Here is an 11,781-nt window from a genome sequence, read left to right on the forward strand (position 1 = left end):
CAGGGCCTTTTTTCATGGGGTGAATGCGCTCACAGCGGCTTTTGCCACAGGCTCAGCAGCAGATCCTGCTCCAGCGCGTCCGGCCCCTGGTGGGTGAAGGCGTGGCGCTGCTCGCCGCTGGCGCGCCAGCCGAGGCGACTGGTCTCCAGAATGTGCTCGCGCAGGCCCTGATCCATCTGCATGCTGAACTGGCAGCGCAGCTGACCCATGGGGTCGAGGCCGGCCAGGCTCGGCCAGCTCAGCGGGTGCTCCATGCTGACCGGGTTGAGGCTAACCCTCAGCTGCCACTGATGGCGCGGCCCCGGCTGCAGGTAGAGCAGGTAGCCGCCCGGTGCCAGCCAGTTGACCAGCAGCTCGGTCTTGACCTTGAGATCGTTGACCAGCAGCAGCTGGGCCGTGCCCGGCATGATGGGGGCGCGGGCCGGATCGGCGATGACGAACTGACCCTCCGGCTGCGCCTTGTTGGCGGCGAAGATGGTGTTCTTGGCGATGTCGACGCCGGCAAACTGCCAGCCCGGCAGCCGTTCGGCCAGGGCGCGGCAGTAGTAGCCCTCGCCACAGCCCAGGTGGATCAGCTCGCGTGGTTCGAGGGGGGCGAGCAGGCTGGCCATCGCCTCGACCAGCGGCAGCTGGTGGCCCTGCTCCAGGAAGTGGCGCTTGGCGCGCATCAGGGCGCGGCTGTCGCTGTCCTTGGGATTCTTCTTGCCGGGGATGAGATCCAGATAGCCTTCCGGGGCGGGATCGAAGTGGTGCTTGTTGGCGCAGTAGCGCCCCTTGGAGGCGTCATGCAGCTGAAGGGGGCTGCGGCAAATGGGGCATTGAAGGTGCATAGGATCTCTCTTGGCGAAAGCCGTGCTGGCAGGGGCGTTCGGGATTATAGGGGAGGCGATCAGAAAAGGCTGCCGTGGCAGCCTTTTTATCCGGCGGCCCAGTGCGGGGCCGCCAGTAGCGGGGATCAGCGGGTGCCAAACACCACTATGGTCTTGCCGTGGGCGGAGATCAGCTCCTGCTCTTCGAGCATCTTGAGGATCCGGCCGACGGTCTCGCGGGAGCAGCCGACGATCTGGCCTATCTCCTGACGGGTGATCTTGATCTGCATGCCGTCCGGGTGGGTCATGGCATCCGGCTGTTTGGCCAGATTCAGCAGGGTCTGGGCGATCCGGCCGGTCACGTCCAGGAAGGCGAGGTTGCCGACCTTCTGGCTGGTGTGCTGCAGCCGCTTGGCCATCTGGCCGGAGAGGCGCATCAGGATTTCCGGGTTGACCTGGATCAGCTGGCGGAACTTCTTGTAGGAGATCTCGGCCACTTCGCAGGAGCCTTTGGCACGCACCCAGGCGGAACGCTCGGGATTCTCGTTCTCCTCGAACATACCCATCTCGCCCAGGAAGTCGCCCTGGTTCAGATAGGAGAGGATCATCTCCTTGCCTTCATCGTCCTTGATCAAGACGGCCACAGTGCCCTTGACGATGTAGTAGAGGGTTTCCGCCTTCTCACCCGCGTGGATCAGGGTGCTCTTGGCGGGATACTTATGAATGTGGCAGTGCGACAAGAACCATTCCAGGGTGGGATCGCTTTGCGGTTTGCCAATGACCATGAGAATTCCTCTGTAGTGTCTTTTTATGGACTCGTGCGTCCGGGCAAGCTGCCAACCTTGCCATTCCTTGTATTAGTCGCAGTAGGATAAGAGCCTTTGTCTGTGCTGACAAGGCTTTGAGGGCTTTTGCCAGCTCCCCTTGCAACCCCTGCTGCGCTCCGTTCGCCATTGTAAGGAAGCTGGGGGCATCAGATGTTGATTTTGATCTAGTTAGCCCGGAAGTTCGTGAAAATGGCGGATATGTGCCGCTGTCGCGCCGTCTGGGGTATGCTATGTCGGTCAGATCTGTCGTCATCAAGAGGAAAAGTGAAATGAAAGCCAAGGTCAGCTGGGTGGAAGGCATGAAGTTTGTGGGCGAGAGTGAGTCCGGTCACCAGGTGATCCTGGACGGCGCCAACCCCGGCGAGGGTGCCAGCCCGATGGAGATGATCCTGCTGGCGGTGGGTGGTTGCAGCTCAATTGATGTGGTCTCCATTCTGGAGAAGGCGCGTCAATCCGTGACCGCCTGTCATGTGGAGCTGGCCGGAGAGCGGGCTGACTCGGTACCGCGGGTGTTCGAGAAGATCCACCTCAACTTCGTGGTGACCGGCAAGGGGCTGGCCGAGAAACAGGTGGCCCGCGCGGTGGATCTGTCGATGGAAAAATATTGTTCAGTTTCCCTGATGTTGGAAAAAGCGGTAGAAATTACCCATAGTTATCAAATTGTTGAAGCCTGATAGCCGTGATTATTCCGATCGAATAACGCCATGACATAAGGAAAGTGCAATGAAAAAAATGATAGTGTTGCTCCCCCTGCTGGGACTGGCGGCCTGCAGCATGCCGCAGCCGACCCAATACCAGTTCAGCCAGTACCAGTGTGGTGAAGAGATGCTGGCCGTGACCTATGACGCCCAGGCCGACATGGTGCAGTTCCCCTATGCCGGCGTCTACCACAAGCTGGGCCGGGTCGAGGCGGAGTCCGGTGCCAAGTATTCCGACGGTGTCACCACCTTCTGGAACCAGGAGAAGCAGGCCATCCTCAGCCAGAAAGGGGTAACCCTGCTGACTTGCCAGCGCAAGTGACTGTCATGGTGTGATCGCAACGGCCTGCTTGATGCAGGCCGTTTTGCATTCAAAGGAAGGGATCAGCGGGTGGGCAGGGAGTCGAGCATCTTGGCGGCCAGCTGCCGGCTCAGCTGCTGGCGATCCCCTTCGGCGATGGCCACGTCGCTGGCCAGGGAGATGGCGCTGCTCCACACCGCCTGCTGGGTACGCCGGTCGAGCAGCACGATGGCCAGGGTCCCCTTGCGGGCATCGGCCTTGGCCTGCAGCCCGGGCGTCATGCCGAGGCGGGCGAAGATCTCGCCATCGCTCAGATCCTTGCTGCCGGCCACCCCGATGGCGACCCAGAGGTCGGCCTCGTCGAGGGGCACGCTCTGCCACCCCTTGCTGCCCAGCGCCTGGTTGACCGCCTGCTGAACCGGCTCCAGCCAGCCTTCGGCGCTGTCGCCGGCATACTGGAACTGCTCGGCCAGCGCATAGCGCGGCGTCGCCCCGAACGGCCAGCTGGCCGCCGGGCGCACCACCATGGTGCCCGCCTCCAGGGTCGGTGCAGCGGGGCCGCTGCTGCAGCCGCCCAGCAGGGCGGCCAATCCCACAGAGATAAATGCTAACCGCATCGTCAGCTCCTTGGCTCAGGTGATCTTGCCGGTTTCGAGCAGTTGCTGGATCAGCGGGCGCAGGATCAGCTCCATTGCGAAGCCCATCTTGCCGCCCGGCACCACTATGGTGTTCATCCGCGACATGAAGGACCCGTCGATCATCGACAACAGGTAAGGGAAGTCCACCTGCTTGATGCCGCGAAACCGTATCACCAGCATACTCTCGTCCAGACTCGGGATCACCTTGGCGCTGAAGGGGTTGGAGGTGTCCACCGTCGGCACCCGCTGGAAGTTGATGTGGGTGCGGGAGAACTGGGGGGTGATGAAGTTGATGTAGTCGTCCATGGAGCGGACGATGGAGTCGGTGACCGCTTCGCGGGAATGGCCGCGCTCCGAGGTGTCGCGAATGAGCTTCTGGATCCACTCCAGGTTGACGATGGGCACCACCCCGATGAGAAAGTCCACGTGGCGGGCCACGTTGTGATCCTCGGTGACCACGCCGCCGTGCAGCCCCTCATAGAACAGCAGGTCGGTGTCGTTCGGCAGGTTCTGCCAGGGGGTGAAGGTGCCTGGCATCTGGTTGAAGGGCACCGCCTCGTCGAAGCTGTGCAGGTAGCGCCGATACTGGCCGCTACCGTTCTGGCCGTACTCCTGGAAGAAGCTCTCCAGCAGGCCGAAGTCGTTCGCCTCGGGGCCGAAATAGCTGATGTGGCGCCCCTGTTCGCGCGCCTTGCGGATCGCCACGTCCATTTCCGGGCGGGTGTAGCGGTGAAAACTGTCCCCTTCCACCACGGCCGCCTGATAACCGAGCTGATGAAACATGGAGCGAAAGGCGATGGTGGAGGTGGAGGTGCCGGCACCGGACGAACCGGTAACCGCAATGATGGGATGCTTGGCCGACATAGAATTCTCTCTTCCTTGGGAGTTTCCGTTATAAGGGCATGTTCCGAGTACGGTCAAGTGTGCGGTCTGACAGTACCGCCGCGCAACTGCTTCGCTGGCGTGCCAGCATAGGCGGCAGACGAAAAAAGGGCTGCCATGGCAGCCCTTGCGACAAACAAGAGAAAAACTAGTCTGCCTGCTTGTTGCTGGCCGCAGGCTTGATCCCCACCAGCACGGCCCCCAGCAGGATAAACAGCACCCCGAGCGCCTTGCCCGGCTCCAGCGGCTCGGCGAAGAGCGGGATGTTGACCGCCAGCAGGTAGACCAGCGCATAGCTGGTACTGAGCAGGGGGTAGGCGATGTTGAGCGGGGTGGAGTGCAGCGCCGCCAGCCAGCAGAGCAGCGACAGCACATAGCAGCCGATGCCGGCCAGGATCACCAGCAGCGGCAGCGGATGGGCCAGCATCAGGGCGAGATCCGGCTGCCAGGCCGGCAGCTGGATCGCCCCCCACTTCATGCCGAGCTGGGCCACCGTCACCAGCACTATGCTGCCGAGCACGTAGAGATACCCCTTCAGCGCCTGCTGATGGCCGCCGCTCATAGCAAACCTCCCAGCAGCAGGGCGCCCACTATGATGGCGCCCACCCCCAGCCAGTTGTGATAGCTGATCTGCTCGTGAAAAAACAGTCTGGAGCCCACCAGCACCAGCACCAGATTGATGCTGAGCATGGGGTAGGCCATGCCGAGCGGCAGCCGCTGCAGCAGGTAGATCCAGAGCAGCATGCCGCTGCCGAGGGCCGCCACGCTGGCGATGAGCCAGGGGGAACGCAGCTTCTGCCAGTGGTTGCAGGGGCGGCGCTGCCAGCTGATGACCGCCTGCTTTTGCAGCATCTGGCCGCTGCAGGTCAGCAGACACACCAGCAACAGCAGCAGTATGTCCATCACTGGGCCCCGTGGTAGATGAGCAGGGTTAGCCGGTGGCTGACGATGGTCTCGTCGGCGGGGGGCACCGGGCCTGTGTTGCCGTCGCGATCCGTCTTCATCAGCAGGGCTACCTGGCCATTTTTACGCGCCTGTGCCAGCCAGGCCGGGAAGTCGGCGCGGGCCACGTAGCGCCCCGCTGCATCCGGGTAGCTGAGGCCGTAATGGACCTCGCCCTTGCTGTCGAACAGGTTGATTTCGCTGCGCCGGGTGCCCCAGGCGAGGGAGGAGGCCAGCCCCACGTCGTTGGCCAGCAGGGTGCCTGACTTCATCAGCACGGCCTGGTTGGCCTCGATGAAGCGCTCCGGCAGCTTGGAGTCGATCAGCGATTGCGGCAGTGCCCAGGGCAGGCCGATGGCCAGCACCATGGGGCAGAGCGCGCTCAGGGTCCAACGCTGGTTGATGGCCTTGAGCTGAACGAAGCCGAGCAGACTCCAGCCGGCGAAGATCACCATGGCCACCGCCAGCGCACCGTGATCCTCCTCGCCGTAGACGGCGTGGCGGGGGGAGAAGGCCAGCACCGCCAGCACGATCAGGCAGATGAGGCCGAACAGGCCGTTCAGCCAGGCGTTGACCTTGAAGGCCCGCTCTTTCCCCTCCTTGAGCAGATCGACGGCGCTGGCGGCCATCAGCATGGCCAGCGGGGCGAAGCAGGGCAGGATGTAGGTGAGCAGCTTGCCCTTGGCCATGCTGAAGAAGAGGAAGGGCAACACCACCCAGGCCAGCAGGTAGAGGGTCTCCGGGTTTATCTTGCGCTCCTGCCAGCCCTTGCGCAGGGCGCCGGGCAGCAGGCCGAGCCAGGGCAGGGTGCCGAGCAGCCCCATGGGCAGGTAGTACCAGAACGGCGCCTTGTGCTGGGCGTTGTCGGCGGCGAAGCGCTGAATGTGTTCAACCCAGAAGAAGTAGTGCCAGTAGTCCGGTTCGCGCAGGTGCACGGCGATGGCCCAGGGGGCTGCCAGCAGGGCCGCACTCAGGATGGCCAGCGGCCCGAAGCGCACCAGCTCGAGCAGGCGGCGCTGATAGATGACGTAGGGCACTATGACCACCACGGGCACCGCCAGGGCGATGAAGCCCTTGGTGAGAAAGCCCATGCCGCAGGCGAGGCCGAACAGCAGATAGCCGCCGACCCGGCTGCCAAGGGAGCCCTCCTTGCGGATGATGTAGAAGCTCACCATGGCGGCGTTGAGCCAGAGGGTCACCATGGCGTCCAGCACGCTGTAGGTGCCGATGCCGTAGACGATCAGCAGCGACAGATAGATGAGCCCGGCGAGGAAGGCCTTGCGCCGGCATTGCCACAGCTGCAGGGCGAACCAGAAGATGAGCACGGCACTGAGTCCGGTGGCGGCGGCCGAGGCGAAGCGCACGGCGAAGTTGGTGTCACCGAACAGCTGCTGGCTTATGCTGTTGAACCAGTAGCCGGCGATGGGCTTCTCGAAGTAGCGCAGGCCCAGGAAGTGGGGGACGACCCAGTCTCCGGTGCTCACCATCTCCCGGCTTATTTCGGCGTAGCGGTTTTCGTCCGGACTCCAGAGCGGCCGCTGGTCGAGCGGCAGCAGGTAAAAGAAGAGAAAGAACAGGGGCAGGGCCCACTTGGTCAACGTCATGACATCCTCTGTTGCATGGTGTGATTAGCGCGATGGTTAGTCCTGCCACCCGAGGTGGCGTCATTCATCTCAGGCCTCGGCCTTGCAGCCGAGCCAGCCCTCCCGCCCGGGCAGGGTGCCGCGCACCAGCCGGCCGGTAGGTAAGCCGGTCGGGTCCGATGGTAACAGATCCCCGAGCGGCACGAAGCGGATGCCGCGCGCCCTGGCGTCGCCGAGCAGGGCATCGAACTGATCCGCCATCACGATCCCTTCCACTTCGGCGTGGATGGTGTAGACGTGGGGGCCCTGCGCCGGCGGGGTCGCCAGCTGATCCAGCAGAAAGCGGTTGAAACCGTCGACCGTCACCTGATGACCCACCACCTCGTCGAAGGTGGGCAGGTTGACCGGGATCTGCGGGGTGCCGGGGCGACCGTCCTGCAGCAGGGGCCGGAACAGGCCGCTGCCGCGACAGTCGCTGTTGTAGCGAAAGCCGAACTGCTCCTTGGCCTGGGTGGTAAGCGGGTCGGCCCGCCAGCCGGCGGCGGCGGAGCAATCCACTTCGCGCCCCAGGATCTGGTTGAGCGCATCCACCCCGAGCCGGGTCTGACGAATCAGCTCGGCCTCGTCCCAGCGGCCGGTGTTGGCCTGCCAGCCGTGGTGATCCCAGGCGTGCAGCCCCACCTCGTGGCGGGCGCTGTCGGTGTCGCGCATCAGGGATCCGAGCTGCTTGCCGATGGACTTGCCGGGCCAGGCGGTGCCGGCCAGCAGGATGTCCAGCCCATAGAGGGATGCTGCGTTGGAGCGCAGCATCTTCAGCAGAAAGCGGGGTTTTAGCAGGCGCCACAAGTGGCGCCCCATGTTGTCCGGTCCGACCGAGAAGAAGAAGCTCCCCTTGACCTGATGCTTGTCGAGCAGTTGCAGCAGGCGGGGCACCCCGTCACGGGTCCCCCTGAAGGTATCGACGTCGATCCGCAGACCTACCTCAGTCATGCTCGACTCCCGTGGTGACCGCCCCTTGCAGGAAGAAGTCGAGGGTGTTGCCTATGGTCTGTTCCATCTCGATGGTCGGTTCCCAGTCCAGCAGGCGGCGGGCATTGGCGATGCTCGGCCGGCGGTGGGAGACGTCCTGATAGCCGTCGCCGTAGAAGGATTTGCTCTCCACCAGCTTGAAGCCGGCAAACGGCGGGAACTGGTCGCGCAGCGGGTGAGCCTCGAACTTGGCGAGCAGGATCTCGGCCATCTGCTGGATGCTGGCCTCGTTGTCCGGGTTGCCGATGTTGATGATCTGGCCGTCGCAGCGGTTCCCCTTGTTCTCGATGATGCGGAACAGGGCCTCGATGCCGTCCTCGATGTCGGTGAAGCAGCGCTTCTGGGCGCCACCGTCCACCAGCTGGATCGGGGTACCGTCCACCAGGTTGAGGATCAGCTGGGTGATGGCGCGGGAGCTGCCGATGCGGGCGGAGTCCAGGCTGTCCAGACGCGGCCCCATCCAGTTGAAGGGACGGAACAGTGTGAAGTTGAGCCCCTCCTTCTTGCCGTAGGCCCAGATGATGCGGTCCAGCAGCTGCTTGGAGACCGAGTAGATCCAGCGCTGCTTGTTGATGGGGCCGACGATGAGGCGGGAGCTGTCTTCATCGAAGCTGTGATCGTCGCACATCCCGTACACCTCGGAGGTGGAGGGGAAGATGATGCGCTTGTGGTACTTCACGCAGTAGCGGACGATCTTGAGGTTCTCTTCGAAGTCGAGCTCGAACACGCGCAGCGGGTTGCGGGTGTACTCGATGGGGGTGGCGATGGCCACCAACGGCAGGATCACGTCGCACTTCTTGATGTGATACTCGATCCACTCGGTGTGGATGCTGATGTCCCCCTCCACGAAGTGGAAGTTGGGGTGACCGATGAAACGATCCACCGCGCTGGAGCCGATGTCGAGGCCATACACCTCGTAGCCGCCATCCTGGAGCAGGCGCTCGGTCAGGTGGTTGCCGATGAAGCCGTTGACGCCGAGGATCAGCACCCGGGTCAGCCGCGCCTTGCGCAGGGCATTGCTCGCCTTGGCGCCGATCTTCATCCCTTCGACCAGCCCCAGTTCGCGGGCCAGCTGGGCGCCGCGCACATAGAGGCCCCCTTCGGCCTGACCGGCCACTATCTCCAGCACCCCTTCACCGCAGGCGATGCGCAGCGGCTCCTGGCTCAGGATGGTGCCCGGCTGCTTGTCGCTCTGCTGGGGCAGCCAGTGGCTCTTCCACACCGTCAACTTGCGATCGCCGGCGAAGCTGAAGGCGCCCGGGTAGGGCTGGGTGACGGCGCGCACCAGGTTGTGCAGTTCGCGGGCCGGGCGGTGCCAGTGCAGCTCGCCATCGGCCGGGGTGCGGCGGCCATAGTAGCTGGCCTTGCTCTCATCCTGCGGGGTGAGGCGGATGTCGCCGGCGCGCAGCTTGGGCAGCTCCTGCTCCAGCAGCGCCCGGGCGGCGAGACGCACCTTGCCGTGCAGGGTCAGCGCGGTGTCGTCGTCGGCAATGGCTACCGCCTGCTGGGCGACGATGGCGCCAGCATCGGGCTTGGCGGTCATCTGGTGCAGGGTGATGCCGGTCTGGGTCTCGCCGTTGACCAGGCACCAGTTGATGGGGGCGCGGCCGCGGTAGGCCGGCAGCAGGGAGCCGTGCAGGTTGAAGGCGCCGACGGTCGGGATGTCGAGGATCGCCTGCTTGAGCATGTTGCGGTAGTAGAAGGAGAAGAGGGCCTGGGGCGCCAGCTCCTGAATGCGCTCGATCCAGAGCGGGTGGTTCACGTCCTCGGGGGAGTAGACCGGCAGGTTGTGCTCGGCGCAGAGCTGGGCGACCGAGCCGAAGAAGCGGTTCTCGCCCGGATCGTCGGCGTGGGTGAAGACGGCCTGGATCTCGTAGCCTGCCTCGAGCAGGGCCTCGATGCCGGTGCAACCGATATCGTGATAAGCAAAGACGACGACTTTCATTGTTGAGCTTCCTGTTGCGAAGGGGTGGTGGCGGTGCGCACGATCCGGTGGATGAAGTAGCGGGGACGGGCGCGCACGTCTGTGTACATGCGGCCTATGTACTCTCCCAGCAGCCCCATGCCCAGCAGCTGCACGCCGACAAAGGTGAAGAGAATGGCAAAGAGGGTGAAGACGCCATCGGCGGCCCAGTCGGCGCCCATTACCAGGCGCATCAGGATCAGCAGGATGGAGAAGACGAAACCAATACCCGCCACCACGCTGCCGACGATGCTGAGCAGACGCAGCGGGGTGGTGGTCATGCAGGTGACCAGGTCATACATCAGGTTGATGAGGTGCATCAGCCCGTACTTGGACTCGCCATGGGCCCGCTCGGCATGGCCCACTTCCAGCTCTATGGTGCGGCGGGCGAAGCTGTTGGCCAGGATGGGGATGAAGGTGCTGCGCTCCTGGCAGCAGAGCATGGCGTCGATGATGTGGCGGCGATAGGCGCGCAGCATGCAGCCGTAGTCGCTCATGTGCACGCCGGTGGCCTTTTGCACCGACTTGTTGATGAGCTTGGAAGCGGTCTTGCGAAACCAGGAGTCCTGGCGGTTGCGGCGCATGGTGCCCACCACGTCGTAGCCCTGCATGGCGGCTTCCACCAGGCGGGGGATCTCCTCCGGCGGGTTCTGCAGATCCGCATCCAGGGTGATCACCAGATCCCCCTTGGCGGTCTCGAAGCCGGCCATGATGGCGGCATGTTGACCGTAGTTGCGGTTGAGCAGCACCCCGACCAGCTTGCTGCCCTCGCGGGCGGCGGCTTCGCTGATGAGCTCGGTGGAGCCGTCGTGGCTGCCGTCGTCGATGAGGATAACTTCGTAATCCTGCGACAGCTGATCGCAGGCGGCGGTGACCCGGCTCAGCAGCACGGGCAGGCTGGCCTCCTCGTTGTAGACGGGGATGACCACCGAAACCAGCTTGATGTCAGTGTTGTTCACGTTTGGTTACTCCAATATGTCGATAAGTGCCGCGACCACGCGGTCAACGTCGGCCAGCGTCATGTCCGGGAAGAGTGGCAGGGTGCACAGGCGTGAGGAGTTCCACTCGGTATGGGGCAGGCTGAGGGTCGGGTAGCGTTCGCGGTAGTACTTCTGGGTATGGGCTGCCCGAAAGTGCAGGCCGGTACCGATGCCGCGCTCCTGCAGCGCCTGCATCAGCTGATCCCGATCGAGGCCGCAGCGCTCGGGGTCGACCCGCACCATGAACAGGTGCCAGGCGTGCAGATGGGGGTAGCCCGGCACGGCGAGCGAGGCCAGCGGCAGGCCGGCCAGCCGCTCCTGGTAGCGGGCCACCAGTTCGGCCCGTTTCGCATTGAGTTCGGGCAGGCGCGCCAGCTGCACCAGGGCGATGGCGGCGTTGATGTCGGCCAGGTTGTATTTGAAGCCCGGGGTGATCACCTCCGCCTGCGGCTTGCGGCCCAGGCTCATGCGATCAAAGGCATCCACTCCCAGACCGTGAAATTTGAGCATCCGTACCTTGTCTGCCAGTGCCTTGTCGTCGGTCACCAGCATGCCCCCTTCGGCGCAGGTCATGTTCTTGATGGCGTGGAAGGAGAAGATGGCGGTGCCGCTGGCGCCGATCCAGCGCTCCCGATAACGGGTGCCGACCGCGTGGGCGGCATCCTCGATGACCGGAATGCCGTGCCGGCCGGCCAGCTCAAGGATGGGGTCCAGGTCGATGGGGGCGCCGGCATAGTGCACCGGGATGATGGCCTTGGTCCTGGCGGTGATGAGCGGGGCGATCAGCTCGGCGCTGGTCATCAGGGTATCCGGATCCACGTCGACGAAGACCGGCTCGGCCCCCAGCAGGGTGATGATGTTGATGGTGGAGACCCAGGTCTGGGAGGGGGTGATCACCTCGTCTCCCGGGCCTATGCCCAGCGCCATCAGGGTGACGTGCATACCGGCGGTGGCGGAGCAGAGGGCGACGGCATGCTGGCAGCCGAAGGTATGGCAGAATTGCTGCTCCAGTTCATGATTCTTCGGGCCCGTGGTGATCCAGCCCGATTTCAATACATCACAGACAGCACTTATCTCGGCATCGCCCATGGCTGGCCGTGAAAATGGCAGAAAATCTTGCATATGAGAT

Annotated in this window: 13 protein-coding genes; 2 read left to right on the top strand and 11 right to left on the bottom strand. The window is 63.9% G+C overall.

The window, feature by feature from the left end; translation table 11 throughout:
- Positions 1-29 precede the first annotated feature (29 nt).
- Both I6L38_RS02070 and crp read right to left on the bottom strand, forming a co-directional pair.
- The gene (locus tag I6L38_RS02070; protein WP_005304051.1) at positions 30-830 is read right to left on the bottom strand and encodes a putative RNA methyltransferase; all 801 of its coding nucleotides are present in this window, start codon (positions 828-830) and stop codon (positions 30-32) included.
- Positions 831-955: 125 nt separating this feature from the next.
- The gene (gene crp / locus I6L38_RS02075) at positions 956-1,594 is read right to left on the bottom strand and encodes a cAMP-activated global transcriptional regulator CRP (protein ID WP_005304048.1); all 639 of its coding nucleotides are present in this window, start codon (positions 1,592-1,594) and stop codon (positions 956-958) included.
- A gap of 311 nt (positions 1,595-1,905) precedes the next feature.
- Here crp and I6L38_RS02080 point away from each other — a divergent pair, with 311 nt between their 5' ends.
- Both I6L38_RS02080 and I6L38_RS02085 read left to right on the top strand, forming a co-directional pair.
- A complete protein-coding gene (locus tag I6L38_RS02080; RefSeq protein ID WP_005304045.1) occupies positions 1,906-2,310 on the top strand; it encodes an OsmC family protein in 405 nt (134 codons plus the stop codon).
- 49 nt (positions 2,311-2,359) lie between these two features.
- Entirely contained in the window at positions 2,360-2,656 is a 297-nt protein-coding gene (locus tag I6L38_RS02085) for an MliC family protein (protein WP_017763891.1), read from the top strand.
- 62 nt (positions 2,657-2,718) lie between these two features.
- Here I6L38_RS02085 and I6L38_RS02090 read toward each other — a convergent pair whose 3' ends face one another.
- The 9 genes from I6L38_RS02090 to arnB all read right to left on the bottom strand — a co-directional run bounded on the left by I6L38_RS02090 (position 2,719) and on the right by arnB (position 11,774).
- Positions 2,719-3,252 carry a DUF4136 domain-containing protein gene (locus I6L38_RS02090; RefSeq protein WP_010634906.1) on the bottom strand — a complete coding sequence of 178 codons (534 nt, stop codon included), beginning with the start codon at positions 3,250-3,252 and terminating at the stop codon, positions 2,719-2,721.
- Positions 3,253-3,267: 15 nt separating this feature from the next.
- Positions 3,268-4,137 (bottom strand): phosphoribulokinase, encoded by an 870-nt coding sequence (locus I6L38_RS02095; RefSeq protein WP_010634905.1) that lies wholly within the window; start codon positions 4,135-4,137, stop codon positions 3,268-3,270.
- Positions 4,138-4,303: 166 nt separating this feature from the next.
- A complete protein-coding gene (gene arnF / locus I6L38_RS02100; RefSeq protein WP_005304034.1) occupies positions 4,304-4,717 on the bottom strand; it encodes a 4-amino-4-deoxy-L-arabinose-phosphoundecaprenol flippase subunit ArnF in 414 nt (137 codons plus the stop codon).
- On the bottom strand, positions 4,714-5,058 hold the full coding sequence (locus tag I6L38_RS02105; protein ID WP_017787715.1) for an EamA family transporter: 345 nt from the start codon (positions 5,056-5,058) through the stop codon (positions 4,714-4,716). The genes arnF and I6L38_RS02105 overlap by 4 nt, the downstream gene beginning before the upstream one ends.
- Positions 5,058-6,701, bottom strand: a complete 1,644-nt coding sequence (gene arnT, locus I6L38_RS02110) for a lipid IV(A) 4-amino-4-deoxy-L-arabinosyltransferase (protein WP_216989106.1) — start codon at positions 6,699-6,701, stop codon at positions 5,058-5,060. Before arnT ends, I6L38_RS02105 begins: the two co-directional genes overlap by 1 nt.
- A 69-nt stretch (positions 6,702-6,770) precedes the next feature.
- Positions 6,771-7,670 (bottom strand): 4-deoxy-4-formamido-L-arabinose-phosphoundecaprenol deformylase, encoded by a 900-nt coding sequence (gene arnD, locus I6L38_RS02115; RefSeq protein WP_017763895.1) that lies wholly within the window; start codon positions 7,668-7,670, stop codon positions 6,771-6,773.
- Positions 7,663-9,654, bottom strand: a complete 1,992-nt coding sequence (gene arnA, locus I6L38_RS02120) for a bifunctional UDP-4-amino-4-deoxy-L-arabinose formyltransferase/UDP-glucuronic acid oxidase ArnA (protein WP_216989107.1) — start codon at positions 9,652-9,654, stop codon at positions 7,663-7,665. The genes arnD and arnA overlap by 8 nt, the downstream gene beginning before the upstream one ends.
- The gene (gene arnC, locus I6L38_RS02125) at positions 9,651-10,631 is read right to left on the bottom strand and encodes an undecaprenyl-phosphate 4-deoxy-4-formamido-L-arabinose transferase (RefSeq protein ID WP_019840221.1); all 981 of its coding nucleotides are present in this window, start codon (positions 10,629-10,631) and stop codon (positions 9,651-9,653) included. Before arnC ends, arnA begins: the two co-directional genes overlap by 4 nt.
- A gap of 6 nt (positions 10,632-10,637) precedes the next feature.
- Positions 10,638-11,774, bottom strand: coding sequence for a UDP-4-amino-4-deoxy-L-arabinose aminotransferase (arnB, locus tag I6L38_RS02130; RefSeq protein ID WP_216989108.1), 1,137 nt, complete (start codon positions 11,772-11,774; stop codon positions 10,638-10,640).
- Between the last annotated feature and the right edge of the window lie 7 nt (positions 11,775-11,781).

Source organism: Aeromonas sp. FDAARGOS 1408 (assembly GCF_019048665.1).
GTDB classification, from domain to species: domain Bacteria; phylum Pseudomonadota; class Gammaproteobacteria; order Enterobacterales; family Aeromonadaceae; genus Aeromonas; species Aeromonas dhakensis.